The organism is Sulfitobacter sp. G5_S2_6_S6 (genome assembly GCF_054968505.1).
On the sequence record NZ_JBQKUI010000012.1, the window covers coordinates 33,305 to 49,258 of the forward strand.

Annotated in this window: 12 protein-coding genes; 9 read left to right on the top strand and 3 right to left on the bottom strand. The window is 61.3% G+C overall.

Going from position 1 to position 15,954, the window contains the following annotated elements:
* Positions 1-107 precede the first annotated feature (107 nt).
* Entirely contained in the window at positions 108-548 is a 441-nt protein-coding gene (locus tag ACTRWK_RS15800) for a hypothetical protein (protein WP_005848738.1), read from the bottom strand.
* 302 nt (positions 549-850) lie between these two features.
* On the opposite strand from ACTRWK_RS15800, the gene ACTRWK_RS15805 reads away from it, so the two are divergent.
* Genes ACTRWK_RS15805 through ACTRWK_RS15815 form a run of 3 tightly spaced genes read left to right on the top strand, consistent with a single transcriptional unit; the run spans position 851 to position 5,176 of the window.
* Positions 851-2,944, top strand: coding sequence for a TonB-dependent siderophore receptor (locus ACTRWK_RS15805; protein ID WP_064216576.1), 2,094 nt, complete (start codon positions 851-853; stop codon positions 2,942-2,944).
* Complete coding sequence (locus ACTRWK_RS15810; protein WP_289082187.1) at positions 2,944-4,167, top strand: MFS transporter; 1,224 nt, start codon at positions 2,944-2,946, stop codon at positions 4,165-4,167. The genes ACTRWK_RS15805 and ACTRWK_RS15810 overlap by 1 nt, the downstream gene beginning before the upstream one ends.
* A complete protein-coding gene (locus ACTRWK_RS15815) occupies positions 4,160-5,176 on the top strand; it encodes a siderophore-interacting protein (protein ID WP_289082188.1) in 1,017 nt (338 codons plus the stop codon). The genes ACTRWK_RS15810 and ACTRWK_RS15815 overlap by 8 nt, the downstream gene beginning before the upstream one ends.
* A 74-nt stretch (positions 5,177-5,250) precedes the next feature.
* Here ACTRWK_RS15815 and ACTRWK_RS15820 read toward each other — a convergent pair whose 3' ends face one another.
* Together ACTRWK_RS15820 and ACTRWK_RS15825 are read right to left on the bottom strand one after the other, a co-directional pair.
* Positions 5,251-7,041 carry a Hint domain-containing protein gene (locus tag ACTRWK_RS15820; RefSeq protein ID WP_462844046.1) on the bottom strand — a complete coding sequence of 597 codons (1,791 nt, stop codon included), beginning with the start codon at positions 7,039-7,041 and terminating at the stop codon, positions 5,251-5,253.
* A gap of 398 nt (positions 7,042-7,439) precedes the next feature.
* Positions 7,440-8,189 (bottom strand): helix-turn-helix transcriptional regulator, encoded by a 750-nt coding sequence (locus ACTRWK_RS15825; protein ID WP_462844047.1) that lies wholly within the window; start codon positions 8,187-8,189, stop codon positions 7,440-7,442.
* A gap of 170 nt (positions 8,190-8,359) precedes the next feature.
* Here ACTRWK_RS15825 and ACTRWK_RS15830 point away from each other — a divergent pair, with 170 nt between their 5' ends.
* The 6 genes from ACTRWK_RS15830 (at position 8,360) to ACTRWK_RS15855 (ending at position 15,886) form a co-directional block, all read left to right on the top strand.
* Positions 8,360-9,238 carry a glycosyltransferase family 2 protein gene (locus ACTRWK_RS15830; protein WP_462844048.1) on the top strand — a complete coding sequence of 293 codons (879 nt, stop codon included), beginning with the start codon at positions 8,360-8,362 and terminating at the stop codon, positions 9,236-9,238.
* A 109-nt stretch (positions 9,239-9,347) separates the two neighbouring features.
* Complete coding sequence (locus ACTRWK_RS15835; RefSeq protein ID WP_289081650.1) at positions 9,348-10,124, top strand: enoyl-CoA hydratase-related protein; 777 nt, start codon at positions 9,348-9,350, stop codon at positions 10,122-10,124.
* 104 nt (positions 10,125-10,228) lie between these two features.
* The gene (locus ACTRWK_RS15840; RefSeq protein WP_289081651.1) at positions 10,229-10,666 is read left to right on the top strand and encodes an enoyl-CoA hydratase; all 438 of its coding nucleotides are present in this window, start codon (positions 10,229-10,231) and stop codon (positions 10,664-10,666) included.
* Positions 10,663-11,568, top strand: coding sequence for a cation efflux transmembrane domain-containing protein (locus ACTRWK_RS15845; RefSeq protein ID WP_278376424.1), 906 nt, complete (start codon positions 10,663-10,665; stop codon positions 11,566-11,568). Before ACTRWK_RS15840 ends, ACTRWK_RS15845 begins: the two co-directional genes overlap by 4 nt.
* Positions 11,569-11,678: 110 nt before the next feature.
* Positions 11,679-12,809, top strand: coding sequence for an efflux RND transporter periplasmic adaptor subunit (locus ACTRWK_RS15850; RefSeq protein WP_005848724.1), 1,131 nt, complete (start codon positions 11,679-11,681; stop codon positions 12,807-12,809).
* Positions 12,806-15,886, top strand: coding sequence for an efflux RND transporter permease subunit (locus tag ACTRWK_RS15855; protein WP_289081652.1), 3,081 nt, complete (start codon positions 12,806-12,808; stop codon positions 15,884-15,886). The genes ACTRWK_RS15850 and ACTRWK_RS15855 overlap by 4 nt, the downstream gene beginning before the upstream one ends.
* The last annotated feature ends 68 nt before the right edge of the window (positions 15,887-15,954 follow it).

Here is a 15,954-nt window from a genome sequence, read left to right on the forward strand (position 1 = left end):
TCTCGTCCCCAAGTGATTAAAATTCTGACTGGCTGGCACGGTACTAGCTTGCTGTCCATTCAACATAGACACCAAAAACGGTTTGCCAAGGTCTTTTTGGAATTATTCTAAACTTGAGAAAACTGCTCGGAAATCTGGCCGAGTAGATAGCCGATATAGCGTCGGTCCGCAGGGGCCACGCGCGATTTGATCAGGAAATTGAGACTGGCGGGATCGTCCTCGCGGATGCTGGTCAGGCAGCGCAGGATCCATGCTTCGTCGAACGATAGCGTGTCTGTGCCCGGCGCGAACCAGACGACCTTGCGCTGCACCGCATTCGGCAGACATTTGATCAGCGTATCCACAAATGTGCGTTTCGCGTCCTCGCCATCAAGGCTGAGCAGGGCGCAGGCTTCGTAAAGATCCGTGCGCGCGGCGACGCGACAGGCCATCGCCGACATCCGCAAATGGGTCAGCGCGGCGCGTTGTTCGGGGGTGATACGGGGGGCGGGAGCCTGTGCCGGAGCGTCGTCGCGGTCGAGGATCGGAAGAGTCGCCAAAGATGCCATATCAAGAGAAGTCCATACATGGGGCAGGGTTCGGGCCTGTCCGGTTGAATATCTTACTTTATTTATAGGGTATAAGTATCGCCCCGACAAGGGGGAGTGTTTTAGTGGGGTATTTGGAAATATTATGTAAATACATGGATGTAGGCAGGATGCCGCTTGTGGCGGCCAAGTTTGTGACGCAGCGGCTTGCCCCGGCGCGCTGACCTGCTTAGATCTCGGGCAAGTGAATACCTTACTATTTCAGTTTGACAATAGCTGCGCGGCGGTTCATTTCCGACTAAAACAGTAAGGGACAGAATTCCATGCAAATTTCAAGGATTGCCTTGGTGGCCGCGCTGGCCGCATCACACCCCGCCTATGCGCAGGAGGCGGATACGCTTGATCTGGGGACGCTCACGCTTGAGGCGGAAAGCGATGCGACGCTGCTGCAAAACGGGTATGTGGCCGAATCGGGGCGTCAGGCCACGCGCGTAGACACCCCCATCCGTGACATCCCCCAAGCGATCAGCACCGTCGGGCAGGACCAGATCGAAGATCAGGAGCCGCGCACGCTGCTGGACGCCTTGGGCTATACCTCGGGGACGAATGTCACAAACTTCGGTTTCGACTCGCGCTATGACGCGGTCTATCTGCGCGGTTTCTCGGCCTATTATGACGGGTTGTTCCGCGATGGCCTGCGTCAGGTGAACGGGCCGTCGGCGTGGTTCCAGAACCACCCCTACACGTTCGAAGGGGTTTCCGTGCTGAAGGGGCCATCGTCGTCGATGTATGGCGTCAGCGGCGCAGGCGGTCTGGTGAATATCATTTCCAAACGCCCCAAGGACGACGCCTATAACGAGCTGAAGCTGACCTTTGGCACCGACAGCCGCAAAGAGCTGGCGTTCGATTTCACCGGCCCCGTCGGCACCGACGGACGGCTCAGCTATCGTCTGACCGGTGTGGCGCGGGATGCGGATACGCCGCTGCCGGGCTATAGCGATGATCTGGCGCTGCTGGCCCCGTCCTTCACCTATCAGTTGACGGACCGGACCAAGATCACCGTGCTGACAGAATATTCTGAATCAACCCGCGGCGGTACGGCGTCTTACTACAACCCGTCGCAGGGCGAAGCGTCTGATATCTATGTCGGCGATCCTGATTATAATGACTTTGTGAACGAACAATGGCGCGTCGGCTACGAGCTTGAGCACGAAATGGACAATGGCGTGACCCTGCGCCAAAACCTGCGGTATTCCGAAGTGGATGCGGATCTTGAGTTCAGCGGCATCTATGCGGCGGGCACGGGGTTCGGGCGCTACTGGGGCCATTACCTCGAGAACTCCGAGAATTTCTCGGTCGATACCTATGCCGAGGGGCATTTCTCTACCGGTGCGTTTGACCACACGGTTGTGGCCGGTTTCGATTATACCCAGTCGTCCTATGACGCCTATTATGGCGGTGTCGGCTATGTCTCTGCCGCCGACACGGATGCGGTGGATCAGCCCTATTCCAACGGTCAGGAGATGTACCAGTATGGCGTCTATGTGCACGACCAGCTGAGCTCCGGCCCTTGGACGATGTTCCTGAGCGGTCGCTACGACTGGGTCGACATGACCACCTTTGATGCCAATCAGAACGGCACCGACACATCGCACAACGGTTTCTCGGGCCGCGTCGGTCTGAGCTATGCGTTCAACACCGACCTGTCTGTCTATGCCAATGTGTCGAGCTCTTTCGTGCCGACCACGGGGCTGGTCTATGACGACAGCACCGACCCCAACAGCGGCCGTTCGGCAGAGCCGACCCGCGGGCTGCAAAAGGAAGTGGGCGTCAAGTACCAGCTGCCGGGCACGGAAAGCCTGATCACCGCGTCACTGTTTGACATCCGTCAAGAGGACGGAGTTGTCTTCCAGACGGTTGACCCAGCGACGTTCAATGGTTTGAACCAGGTGCAGGTGCCCTATGACCTGCGGTCGCGCGGGCTGGAGATTGAAGGCCAGTTCAACTTTGCCAATGGTTTGCGCGTGACCAGCGCCTATACCTATCTGGATATGGAGATCGAGGCAGGGTCCACCGGCACCGTGGGCAACCAGCTGTCGGCCACACCGCATCACACCGCATCGATCTGGGGCTTCTACGAGCCGCAAAGCGGGGCGTTCAAGGGCTTTGGCTTCGGGGCGGGTCTGCGCTATGTCGGCGAAAGCTATGGCGACGATGCAAATACCTACAAGAACGATGCCGAGGTCTTTGCCGACCTGTCGATGTCCTATGACTTTGGCGAAGTCGGCTATGACGGGCTGAGCGCGCAGATCAACGTCAAGAACGTCTTTGACAACACCGACCAGACCTGCAGCGCGGACTATTGCTATCGCTACGAAGGGCGCACCGCGACGGCCAGCGTCAGCTACCGCTTCTGATGGCGCGGTCCGGGGGAACTTTGGGTGTCGTCGGCGCGATCGGCGGCATCTATATTGCGCAAAGCGTGATTGCGGGCGTCACATGGTCGGGGCTGCCGGGGGTGTTGCGCGCGCAGAAGCTGCCCCTGGACCAGATCGGGTTGATTTCGGTGCTGGTGCTGCCTTGGGCGCTCAAGTTCCTTTGGGCACCGAGGGTTGAACGGTTCCGGCTGCCGGATGGCGGGCGGGACCGGTCGGTCACGATTGTAACACTCGGCGCTGCGGTGGTGATCGCGGCGCTTTTCGTGGTGGGGCTGATCGGCCCGTCGCCGGTGCTGCCTGTTTTGGCGGTGCTGATGGTGGCAGCCTTTGCGACGGCCACGGTGGATATTGCCTGCGACGGCTATGCCGTGGCGGCGTTGAAGGACACGCAATACGGCTGGGGCAATGCGGCGCAGGTGGGCGGTGCCTATCTGGGGGCTGCGATCGGCGGGGGCGTGTTCCTGATCCTCGTGGACCGCGCCGGATGGCTGGCGGGCGCATGGGGGATGGCGGCGGTAATTGCTGTGCTCTGCGTCCCCTTTGCGATCATCGCGCGGGCGAAAACCGCGCAGGCGCGACCGCATCAACCGCGGCTTAGAACCGCCTTGGCCCGCGCCGAGGTGCGTCAGGGTTTGCTGGTCGCGGCGCTTTATGTCGTGGCGCAGAAAACCGCGATGGGGATGTTCGGGCCTTACTTTATCGATGCGGGCTATGATCTGGGTCAGCTTGGACTGCTCAGCGGGGTCGGCAGCCTGACCTTGGGCTTTGCGGGGGCGATGACCGGCGGTGCAGTGGTGCGCCGTTTTGGCACCCGCGTGGTGCTGGCCGGCGCGGTGGCGCTTCAGGCGCTGATCCTCGGGGTGGTTGGTCTGTCGGCGGCGGGTGGCGTTTTCGCCGCGGCGACGGTGGCCCCGATTGCGATGGTCAGCAGCGCGGCCGTCATGGCCTTTGGTTTCGTCGCCCTTTACGGGCAGTTCATGAACTGGTCCGACCCGCGGCAGGGCGGCGTCGATTTTACCTTGTTCCAATGTATGGATGCGGCGGTGAGCATGGTTTCGGGCATGGTCGCCGGGGTTATCGCCGAGCATCTTGGTTACGGTTTCTTTTTTGGTGTGGCCTGTGCCGTCTCGCTTGCGGCATTGCCGCTGATCTGGCGGGTCTCGGGGCAGCGCGCACCGCAACAGGGGGTGGCCCATGTCTGATCACACTGCACAAACCGAATTGCCCGGCGTTAACTTCGCCGCCCTGCGTCAGGCCACCTTGGCCGAAGCGGCAGAGCATGATCTGCACGTCGAACAGGATGGCGCACAGGGCATTGTCCTGGGCACCTATTACGGGCGGATCGCCTTTGCCCCGTCGGGTGCCCATTGCAAGGCCGAGATATCGACCGCGCGCGCCGATTTTCTGCAGACGTTAAAGGACAGTCTGGTGGATCAGATCGGCAGCGTCATGCCCGATGCGGCGCAGGCGATCCGCTGGTCGGATGGGGTACGTCAGGGTGCGTTGCCCGATAACGCACGGTTGATGACGGTGCAGCACCGCGAGATGTTGGACTGCGGGTTTATGCGGGTCACGCTGGCGGGCGATGTGGCGCGGTTCTCTGACAGTGCGATCCATTTCCGCCTTGGCATCGCGCAACCGGGCAAGACCCCCCAATGGCCCCGCATCGGAGAGAACGGGGCGACGGTCTGGCCCAAGGGTGAACACAAGCTGCATCTGCCGGTCTATACCGCGCGGCGGGTGGATCGGGAAAACGGGCTGCTGGTGTTTGACCTCTTTATCCACGAAGGCGGGCGCACCACCGATTGGGCGCGCAGCGTTGAACTGGGGACGCAGATCCTTGTCACCGGACCGGGCGGTGGCGGCTGTACGATCACGGGGCCGGTGTTCGGATTTGCCGATGATACCGCCTTTCCGGCCATTGCCCGTATCATGGAGGCGAACCCCGATCTGACCGGGCGCATCATGCTGTATCCATCGCATGTAGATGCCGCGCATTATCCGCTGCCAAAGCACACAGGTCTGGAGGTCGTTATCGCCAGCGAAGCCGAGCGTCCCACGATGGGGCAGGCGGCCTGCGACGCGGTTTCATCTGCGGCGGACGGGTTTTTATGGTTCGCGGGGCAAAAGGCGATGGCGACGCAGGTGCGCAAGACGTGGAAAGAGCACGGCGGCGCGGCGGAGCGGTCTTATATCTCGGCCTTCTGGTAACGCGCTGTTATTGAGACAAAAAAGGCAGCCCATGAAAGGGCTGCCTTTTCGATACTAGCACCGGATGGCGCGCCTTACGCGGCGCTGGCGGATACCAGCAGTTGCGCCTCATGCGCGCGCAAAGACCGGCGCGCGGCGACAAAGTTGGACATGCCGTCAGCCGCATCGAGTTCGGGGAACAGCGACAGGATTTCGCTGCGCTGTTCGGACTGGATGCCGGCCATCGAATGTGCCCCCGGCTGGAAGCTTTCGGCCCATGTGCCGTCCGCAAACACGACTTCGTGGTTGTCAAACAGCATGTGGATGTAGCTGACCTTGTCCGGCGTGATGGTTTCGACCCCATCGAGCCCGACCAGATGTTTCGCCGCGACCAGAACTTCGCGTTCGCTGAACATCACCTCGGCCGTCTCGGAGGCGACAAGCATGCGGTGGTTCGGGCTGACCATCATATCGCGCTGCGGCACGCCTTCACCAAAGGCACCGGCCTTGATCCGAACGGGGTTGAAGCCGGGGGTGCGCAGCAGGTTGTCGCGCCCCAGATTGCGGCGACCCACCCAGCGGACCGGCTGCAGGCCGTTGTCACGGGTGACGACCAGATCGCCGACCTTGATCTGCTGCACCGGAATCTCGCCGCGTCGCGTGGCAATGGTGGTGCCGGGGGTAAAGCAGATCACGACCTCTTCGATCTCGGAATAGGTTGTGGTGCCGGTCACGTTGCCGTCGGCATCGCGGAATTCGATGGTGCCGGATTCAGGGCCCGTTTTGGTCAGCGTGTACTGCGACCGATCCAGCCCGCTGAGGTTCAGAACGTCGACATCTGTGCCGTCCGCATCTTCGCCACCCACGATGGTGTGATTGCCGCCCGAGGTAAAGTTGAACAGGTCGGAGCCTTGGCCCCCTTCGGCGCGATCGTTGCCGCCACCCGAGGTGATTGTATCCTGCCCGTCGCCGCCTTCGATCTGATCGTCGCCTTCGCCACCGTCCAGGCTGTCGTTCCCGCCCTGACCAAAGATCGTGTCGTCGCCCTCGCCGCCCAGAATGGTATCATTGCCCGCTTCGATCGGGGTCACAACGGCGTCGTCAATCAGGTCGCCAGACAGGGTGAAGCCCGACTGCGTGGAACGGGTTTCGAGCGTGAATTCGATAAACTCGCGGTTCTCGAACTGGCCCGAGAACCAGGCATCCTGATCGTCGGGGGAGTTCGCCTCGGTCCCCGCTGCGGTCACGGTGCCATCGGCATTGGTGACATTCAACGACGTGTCATCGCTGGTCGCGAAGGAGGTGAAGCTGTTGGTGTCCAGCGTCACGGATTCCTGATCGCCGGGGTTGTTGCGATCCAGATCGTTGAAGGTCGCGGTGGAATTCAGCGCGATCGGCTTGAACTCGCCCGTATCGATGTAGTGCTGACGGTCGTAGAATTCGAGCCGGAAGGTCGCGGTTTCACCGGCATACCTGCTCCTGCTTCCATCACCGGAGTTCAGCAGGATCTCGAAGCCGGTGCCACCGGTAAGGTCGATGGGCATGTCGTCATTCGAGGTGTCGACCAGCACCAGCCGCGCGAAAACGCCGCCGCCATTGTCCAACGTTGCCACGTTGTCATAAAAGACGCTGTCGCCTTCGTCGGCAGAGTTGCCCGTGTTGAAAAGGCGGCTGGCATAAGACAGCGTGATCGGAGACGCGTCGTTGCCCGGTGCTGTTCCGACGCCTGCGTCGCCATATAGCAGGTCATCGCCCGCGCCACCGTCGATCCGGTCGTCGCCGCCTTCGCCGGACACGCGGTCGTTGCCGGCACCTGCATCGATCCGGTCGTCTTCTGCTGTACCTTGAAGGGTATCTGTCCCCGTCGTGCCGTTGATCGCTGCCATTGTCGTCTGCTCCGCGTGATTTCTGCAAGAAACCACGGTCCGAAGTCGGCAAAGGTTTCGCAAATCGTGAAAAAACTAGCGGTCTTTTTATCGCTGTATGCGCATCTGGCAACGGATTTGACGGCTTTGTGATAAGTTGACGTAGCGGCCTTCTCGCGTCAGTTGTGGATGGGGCGATGGTTCACGTTTTACGACTAGTGAATACAAAATGGGGGCGGCATTACTGCCACCCCGCGCTTTGGTCTAAGAATTACTTGCGAAGCAATGCCAGTATGACGAGAAAAGGCAGCGTGAATATGCCCTATCTCACCGGCCTGCTTGGAGAAAATCGTGATGCCGTTCTATGCGCTCTACCTGCCAGTAACCCAAGGGTAGATCAAGCGGGGGAAAACCCCCATCTACGGTTGGATTAGCCCTAAAACCAGTGATTTGGCGACCGCATGATCGCGTGTGCTGGCCCGCAGCTTTTCTTTCGCGCCCTTGATGTGTTTCTCGAAGGTTTTTTCGCTGATCTTGAGGGTCCAGCAGATCTCGGCCGGGCGCAGACCGATGGCAAGATAGCTGAGGCAGTCACGCTCGCGCGGGGTGAGGTTGACCAGCACGCTCATGTGATCGCGGCGGATGCCTTCATCCATCGCAAAGGACAAACGTCGTAACGCGCTGCGATGCTGTTGCCAGTAAACATCGAATTCGCGGTCGGTGCGTGTCTCGCTCACCCAAAGACCGATGCCGGAGATGGCCTGACCCGCAGGCGTGCGGTTCAGCGCGAAAGACGCACCGAACTGCATCCCGATGTCATTCTCAAGCTCGGATTGCATCTGTTGCGGCTCGGTCGCATCGTCCAACAGGCTGGCGTCATTCCACAGCACCTCTTTCGTGCCATTGGCGATCAACTCGACCGAGATGTCGTCATCCACCAGCGCCTGTTCCTCGACCGCGGTGACCCAGTCTTGGGGGTAGGTGTGGCGAAAGAAACCGGCTTGGGTAAACCCGCGCACGGTCGCATCACTGGCGTAAGGGATGATGCCATAGCCGATGCCGGTGACGCCCAGATCGGCGAAGGTTTGGGTGCAGCTGTCCCAAAACGCAACATCGCCCGTGCCCGCTTTCGCGGCACCTGCCAAATCAATCAGCTTTTCCAATGACATGTTCGCCCCCCGGCCTAGGCAACATAATGGCAACGGTGTCGCCAAAAAGCAACATAAAATATGGCTGGAACAAGGCGTTCACCCTTTTGCGTAAGGGAATTTGGAGGCGTCAGGCCGGTGCGTGACAAAATACCCTGTTCGGAAAATCGCAAAGCGCGTAAAAGGAGACCATGAATATTTGCGCGATCACAATGGTTTACAAAGACTACTGGGCGCTGTCCCAGTGGTACGCGCATTATGGGCGCATGCTGGGGTTTGATAACCTCTATATTGTCGCCCACGGGGCCGACGCCAAGGTCGCCAGCCTTTGCCCGCGTGCGACCGTGATCACCGTGCCCCGCGAAACGCTGGAAGGGTTCGACCGGCGACGCGGGCAAGTGCTGAACAGTTTTGCCGATGGGCTGGCTGTGTCTTTCGACTGGGTGATCCGCACCGATGCGGACGAGCTGATCTGCTATGATCCCGCACTTTATACGTCTCTGCACGCGGTGTTAGAGACGGCATCGGCAAAGTCGATGTTCGCGCTTGGTCTTAATGTGGCAGAGACCTTGGAGGATGATGTGCTCGCGGCGGGGCAAATGGCTCTTGGCCATCGGCGCACGGCGGTGTTCTCGGGGCACTACAGCAAGGCATGGGTGACCAAACGCGGCACGGGGCTATGGCGCCACGGCATATGGGTCGGGCCCAAGCGCATTGAAACGGCGGTGTTTGACCTGCCGCGCGGTGTCTACTTGATGCACCTGAAATACGCCAATATCGACGCGTTAGAGACGGCAAACCAGCATCGGACCGACGTTGGGAACATGCCGGGGCGTGGCTTGCCCGGTGCCGCGTGGAAAGAGGCGGAACAGACGGCGGCACGGTTCTATGCCCGATTGGCGGGATTTCGCGACGAGACATGGGAGGTCGCGCGCGATCACGCCTATGCCACGATCAGCGCGGATCCGGTGCGCGACACCAAAGAAAACGTGCTGCGGGCGAAATCGACAGTGTTCGAGCAGCGGGTGACCTTGCCGGAGTGGGTCGCCACGACGTTTGGCGATACCTGATCAGTGAGCCTTCGACGCTGCGGGTTCCGGTGATGGCGCCTTTACCATGCCCTGTTCCCGTGGTGGGATACCCCGACACAGACCGTAGAATGCGTGGGAGGAGAGCAGGATGACGGATAAGATCAAGGTCGAACGGCACGGGCCGGTGACAGTGCTGCGGCTTGATGATGCCGAGACGATGAACGCGCTGACCTCTGCCATGGCGCTAGAGCTGCGTGACCTGCTGCAACAGGAAGCACAGACAGCGCGGGCGATTGTCTTGGCGGGGTCGCCGCGCGCGTTCTCGGCGGGGGCGAACCTCAAGCAGGGGACGATCGAAAGCGGCAAAGAGCTCGACGCGGGTGCCGCGCTTGAAAATGCCTATAACCCGTTGATGATGACGCTTCGCGATCTGCCGGTGCCCGTGGTCTCTGCCGTGCAGGGGGCGGTCGCGGGTGTGGGCGCGTCGATTGCGCTGGCCTGTGATGTGATTGTCGCCGGTCGTGATGCCTATTTCCTTGAGGCCTTTGCGCGGATCGGGCTGATCCCCGATGGCGGGGCGACGTGGTTGCTGACACGCGCCGTGGGCCGCGTGCGCGCGATGGAGATGATGCTGCTGGCCGAGAAAATTCCCGCGCCGACGGCGTTTGACTGGGGGCTGGCGACGCGGCTGGTCGAGAATGACGCGGTTGACGCCACCGCGCTTGAGATCGCGATCAAACTGGCGAACGGGCCGGTGCGCAGCCTTGCCTTGATCCGCAAAGCCGCGTGGAGCGCTGCCGACACTGATTTTGACACCGCATTGGCGAACGAGCGCAAGTGGCAGAAAGAAGCGGGGAATACCCCCGACTTCAAAGAGGGCGTGGCCGCGTTCCTCGAAAAACGGGCGCCCCGATTTAACGGGTGATCTGTTGTCGAAGGGGGCTGTGACCCCCTCTGGTTCCTGCGGGTGTCGGTCCCGCGGGAACGAAATCATGATCTGTGCAGTTGTCGCCCTGAAGGGTTTTGATCATGTACCGCCACCTCATCGCCGCTACTCTTTTGGTCGTTCTGGCTGCCTGCCAGTTGCCGAAAGATCCCGAAAACACCACTGATACCGTGCAAGGTGCCGTGCTGAAAGTCGGCGCGTTGCAAGATCCTTTGCCGGATCAAGACCTGCAGGCGGTGACAATGATCGCCGCGGCACTTGATGCGCAAATCGAATGGCATCGCGAGAACCCGCACCAGATGCTTGACGCGCTTGAGGGGGGTGATCTGCATCTGCTGGCGGGCGGGATACCGAAAGATTCACCGCTGACAGAGCATACGGGCATGACCAACCCCATCGGATATGTGACCGTCGGGGCCGACCGTCCCGAACGGGTCTTGCTGTTGCGGCGCGGCGAGAACCGGTTTCTCATGCGGTCCAATATGGCGCTGCGTCCGCTGACGCGGGAGGCGCAGGAATGAACCGCTACCCCCCGCTGCCGCAAGAGATCGCCGACAAAATCGCGAAAGCCCGTCGGCTGGAATGGTGGACGCTGTTCTGGCTGGTCACGATCATTTTCGTGATGTTCATGGTCATGGGATCAAGTCAGGCGATGCAGGCGGCATGGATCGAAGACACGCTATCGCTGTTGCCGCCGATCCTGTTCCTGATCGCCGCGCGGCTTGAACGGATGCCTCCAAGCCCGAAGTACCCCTTTGGCCTGCACCGCATCGGCACCCTGGCCTTTGCCCTCTCGGCGGCGGCGCTGACCTTGATGGGCGGCTATCTGGTGTATGACGCGGTGGTCACGTTGGTGCGGCAGGAACATCCCACCATCGGCAGCATCGAACTGTTTGGCACCGAGGTCTGGATGGGCTGGTTGATGGTGGCGGCATTGGTCTATTCGATCATCCCGCCGGTGATCTTGGGCCGCAAGAAGCTGGCCATCGCGCCCGACATTCAGGACAAGGTGTTGCATGCGGATGCTGACATGAACGCCGCAGACTGGAAGACCGGCGTTGCGGGTATTCTGGGCATCATCGGTATCTCGATGGGGTTCTGGTGGGCCGATGCCGTGGCTGCGGGGTTGATCGGGTTGGACGTGCTGAAAGACGGTGGGCGCAATCTGCGTATCTCGGTCGCGGAGCTGTTGGACGGTGCGCCGCGCAAGCTTGGCTCTGCCGAGCGTCAAAATCTGGCGGATCGTGTTCAGAAAGGCATGGACGGCGCGCCCGTCGTCAAGCTGCGCGAGGCCGGACGCTATCTGCACGTTGTGATCGGCGACGACGACGAATTGCTGCCCGATGCGACGCGCGCCAAAGAGCTGGTCGGCGAGGATGACGCCTGGCGCGTGGTCACCCTGAGCGTGAAGCCTGAAAACTAGGCTGCCGCGGGACCGTTGGAATTTTTTCTGCATTTAGTCGCGTTTTCAGCGACGGAATTTTCAGGGCCCACGTTAAATGGCTTAATGACCTGATCTGGATAGTTGGAATAATGCGGAAATTTGTGAGTTTGCTGGTGGCCGTCGGGCTTTTGTTCGGGGCTTATGCCATCACCTTTGGCCTGCCCGGCACGGATGCCACAAGCGAGGCTGCGCAGCCTCAGTCCGCGGCGGGCGGGCGCCCTGCAGGTGGCCCCCCTGGGGGCGGGCGTGCACGGGGGGCGACTTCGGTGGTGACGACCGCGCTGGAACAACGCCCCTACGAGGTGACTTTATACGCGACGGGCACAGCATCCTCTTTGCGCAGTGCGGATGTGGTGACTGAAACCGCCGGTACAGTGGTCGAAACCCGGCTGACCGCGAACCGCGACGTTGAACAGGGCGAGGTCCTTGTGCGGTTGGATGCGCGGACCCAAGAGCTGAACCTTGAAATCGCGCGCGCCAATCTGCAGCAGGCGACCGATACGGTCGACCGCTATGACCGGCTGCGGGCCGGTGGCAACTCTACCATTACCGATGTCGCACAGTCAGAGGCGCGCGTGGCGCAGCAACTGGCCGATGCCGAAGTGGGTCTGGCCGAAGTCGCGCTGGAAGACCGCACCATCCGCGCGCCCATCTCGGGGCGTCTGGGGCTTAGTGAGGTTGAGGTCGGCGATATCCTTGGCGCGAATGACGTGATTGCAACGATTGACCAGACCGAAACACTGGTGGTCGAATTCGAACTGCCCGAACGCGCTATCGGTGTCCTAGGGCAGGCGCATGAGGTGCTGGTCTCTACCTCTGCCTTTGTCGGTCGGTCGATCACCGGAGAGATCCTTTCTTTCGACAGCCGGATCGATGCGGTCACGCGCTCGGTCACGGTGAAGGCCAAGATCGACAATGCGGAACGCATCCTCTGGCCGGGCATGACCTTTGCGGTGCGCCTGCTGCATGAAAGCGAACCGCTGCCGGTCTTGCCATCGACCGCGGTGACGTGGTCGCGCATGGGTGCTGCGGTCTGGGTCGATGACGGTGGGACCGCGGTGCGGGTGCCGATCACGATTCTTTACCGTAAAAACGAATTCGTCTGGGTCGAGGCCGATATCGCCGATGGCGCGATGGTTGTAACCGAAGGCGCGCAAAAACTGCGGGACGGGGCGAAAATCACCGCGGTCGGTGCCGAGACTGAAAAGGCACCGTCATGAGCGATACCCCTGCAAAGCCCCGTGGCGGGCTCGCCGATCTATTCGTCTCGCGGCCGATTTTCGGGATCGTCATCAATCTGCTGATCCTGATCGCAGGTCTGGCGGCGCTTGTGGTTGTGGACGTGCGGGAAATGCCCGACGTTGACCAGCCGGTTCTATCCGTGCGGACCACCTATGAAGGCGCGGTGCCCGCAACCGTCGACCGTGAGGTGACGCAGGTCCTTGAGGATGCCCTGAGCGCGCTTGAGGGGTTATCTTATATGGAATCCACCTCGACCACGGGGTCGAGTCGGATCACCATTGACCTGTCCGAAGGCACCGATGTCGATGTCGCGGCAAATGAGGCGCGCGAGATCGTTTCATCGACGTTGCGCGACCTGCCCGATGATATCGAGGATGATCCGACCGTGACCAAAAGCGACAGCAACGCGGATGCGATTATTCGGCTGGCGCTGATGGGCGACGCGAGCCTTGATGCGTTGACCGAGCTGGCCGAGGGCGTCGTCTATGACCGACTGTCCACCATCGACGGCATTGCAGAGGTCACCCTGCGCGGCGAGCAACCTAACGAGTTCCGCGTGACGCTGGATATGCCCGCGCTGCTTAGTCGGGGGATGACCCTGTTCGATGTCTCTGACGCGCTGGCAGCGCTGCGCGATGACACGCCGCTGGGATCGCTGGATTCAGATGCGCAAACCTTGGCGCTGCGGGTCGGCAACGCGAATGTCACCGTTGATACCGTGGGCCAGATCCCGATTGATGCGAATACGCGCGTTTCTGACGTGGCGTTCGTGCGGCTGCTGCCGGAAGAGGACGCCGTGCTGACCCGCGTGAACGGGCAGACCGCCGTCGGCATGGACATCACGCGGCAATCCGTGGGCAACACGCTGTCGATCTCGGAAGATGTGGCCGTTGCGGTGGCTGATCTGCAATCGGCGCTGCCCGACGGCGTTCGGCTTTTCGTGACCTCTGACGACGGGACATTCATCAGGGGATCCTTGACCGAGGTGATGAAATCCATCGCTTTGGCGACGGGGATTGTGGTTGTGGTGATCTTTGCCTTTCTACGCTCCCCCCGTGCGGTGATGATCCCGGCGGTGACCATTCCGGTGTCGCTGGTGGGCACAGTCGCCGCGATCTGGCTGACGGGGTTTTCGGTCAATACCATCAGCCTGCTGGCACTGGTGCTGGCGACGGGGATGGTGGTGGATGACGCGATTGTCGTGATCGAGAATATCGTGCGCAAGCGCAAACAGGGGATGGGGGCTTTTGCTGCCGCTGCGGCGGGCACGAACGAGGTGTTCTTTGCCGTCATCTCTACCACCGCGACGCTGGCGGCGGTGTTTATCCCGATCTCTTTCCTCCCCGGTCAGGCCGGTGGGGTGTTCAGCGAGTTCGGCTTTGTGCTGGCCTTTGCTGTCACGCTGTCGTCCATCACCGCGCTGACGCTGGCACCGGTTCTGGCGGCCTTTCTTGATCCGGGGAAATCCGCGCTTGAGGCAACGGCGAAGCCGCAAGGCTGGGCCGGGCGGATGTTTGACACGGTGATGGATAAAGCCATCCGCATGCCGTTGGTGGTGCTGGGGGCGGCGGGGGCCTTTGTGATCGTGGCGGCGGGGGCGGCGGGCACTTTGCCCTCTGCCATCACGCCCGACGAGGATCGCGGGTTCTTTCTGGTACAGGCGCGCGGCGCGTCCGATACCACGATCGACTACCTTGATACCCAGGTTGATCAGATCGAAGAGATCCTGACCCCCTATCAGGAAAGCGGCGAGGTTACCTCGGTTCAAAGCATCGTTGGCGTCGGCGGTGGCACCAGCGCCTTTATCATCGTGCGGCTCGATGACTGGAGCAATCGTGACCGCAGCCAATCCGCACTGGTCGCCGAGATCAGCGGCAAGTTGGCGCGAGTGCCCGGCGTTCAGGCCTCTGCGCGGGGGACCAACAGCCTCAATATCCGCGGCGGCGGGCAGGGCTTGCAATTCGCGGTGACAGGCAAGGACATCGCGGCCATGACCACGGCAACCGAGGCTTTGGTCGCGGCGATGGCGCAGGATGAGGCGTTTTTGAACCCGCAACTTTCCAACGACGCGGTGCAGGCGCAATACGAGGTCCGCGTTGATCCCGAAATGGCGAGCGTCTTTGGCCTGACAGAGGCCGAGATCACCCAGACCATCGGCGCAATGACCCAAGGCAAGGTCGCCGTCACCGTCTTTGCGGACGAGATCGAGACGGATGTGAATGTCGTGCCCGGTGGCCCGCCGATCGATGACCCGTCTGATCTTGATAACATCCAGTTGCAGTTGCCGGGCGGTGCCTATGTGCCCCTGTCCGCGGCGGCAGAGCTGGTGCCCGTGGTCAGCCAGTCCACGCTCGAACGGCAGGGCGGGTCGCTGGCGGTATCGGCGCAGGCGAACCTGAACGACGGTATCGATCTTAGCGTCGCGATGACCCGTCTGACGGCGATTGCCGATAGCGTGCTGCCCGACGGGATGGGGATCATCTTTACCGGCGAGGCGGCGACGCTGAGCGACAGCCAGGCAGAGATGTATATGGTGTTCGGCGTCGCGTTGGTGGTGGTGTTCCTTGTGCTGGCCGCGCAGTTCGAAAGCATCGCCAGCGCTGTCGTGATCATGCTGACCGTGCCCTTTGGTTTGGCGGCGGCGCTTTTCGCGATCTCGCTCAGCGGTGGATCGTTGAACTACTACAGTCAGATCGGGCTGGTGATGTTGATCGGGGTGATGGCGAAGAACGGTATCCTGATCGTCGAGTTTGCCAACCAGTTGCGCGAGGCGGGGCAGGATATCGATAGCGCCATCCGTGACGCGCTGCGTCTGCGGATCCGCCCGGTGATGATGACGATGGTATCGACCGTCTTTGGCGGCTTGCCGTTGATCCTGACCTCGGGCGCGGGGGCCGAAGCGCGCATCGCCGTGGGCTGGGTGATCGTGGGCGGGCTTGGGTTTGCTACCGTCTTCACCCTGTTCCTCACGCCGGTCTTCTACCGCTATGTGGCGGTTTGGGGGGCAGAGCCGGGGATGGCGTCAAAACGTCTGACCCGCGAGGCGGCGGTCTGACGAAAACCGCGGGGCCGGTCGCAAAGAACCGGCCCCGCGTTGGTATGCTTCTGACGGTGCGAGACGGG

Bases quoted from the DNA above. Each gene is read 5' to 3' on its own strand.
- ACTRWK_RS15830 (WP_462844048.1), top strand. From the start codon at position 8,360: ATGAATATTTGCGCGATCACAATGGTTTACAAAGACTACTGGGCGCTG.
- ACTRWK_RS15805 (WP_064216576.1), top strand. From the start codon at position 851: ATGCAAATTTCAAGGATTGCCTTGGTGGCCGCGCTGGCCGCATCACAC.
- ACTRWK_RS15840 (WP_289081651.1), top strand. From the start codon at position 10,229: ATGTACCGCCACCTCATCGCCGCTACTCTTTTGGTCGTTCTGGCTGCC.
- ACTRWK_RS15855 (WP_289081652.1), top strand. From the start codon at position 12,806: ATGAGCGATACCCCTGCAAAGCCCCGTGGCGGGCTCGCCGATCTATTC.
- ACTRWK_RS15815 (WP_289082188.1), top strand. From the start codon at position 4,160: ATGTCTGATCACACTGCACAAACCGAATTGCCCGGCGTTAACTTCGCC.
- ACTRWK_RS15825 (WP_462844047.1), bottom strand. From the start codon at position 8,189: ATGTCATTGGAAAAGCTGATTGATTTGGCAGGTGCCGCGAAAGCGGGC.
- ACTRWK_RS15845 (WP_278376424.1), top strand. From the start codon at position 10,663: ATGAACCGCTACCCCCCGCTGCCGCAAGAGATCGCCGACAAAATCGCG.
- ACTRWK_RS15835 (WP_289081650.1), top strand. From the start codon at position 9,348: ATGACGGATAAGATCAAGGTCGAACGGCACGGGCCGGTGACAGTGCTG.
- ACTRWK_RS15850 (WP_005848724.1), top strand. From the start codon at position 11,679: ATGCGGAAATTTGTGAGTTTGCTGGTGGCCGTCGGGCTTTTGTTCGGG.
- ACTRWK_RS15800 (WP_005848738.1), bottom strand. From the start codon at position 548: ATGGCATCTTTGGCGACTCTTCCGATCCTCGACCGCGACGACGCTCCG.
- ACTRWK_RS15820 (WP_462844046.1), bottom strand. From the start codon at position 7,041: ATGGCAGCGATCAACGGCACGACGGGGACAGATACCCTTCAAGGTACA.
- ACTRWK_RS15810 (WP_289082187.1), top strand. From the start codon at position 2,944: ATGGCGCGGTCCGGGGGAACTTTGGGTGTCGTCGGCGCGATCGGCGGC.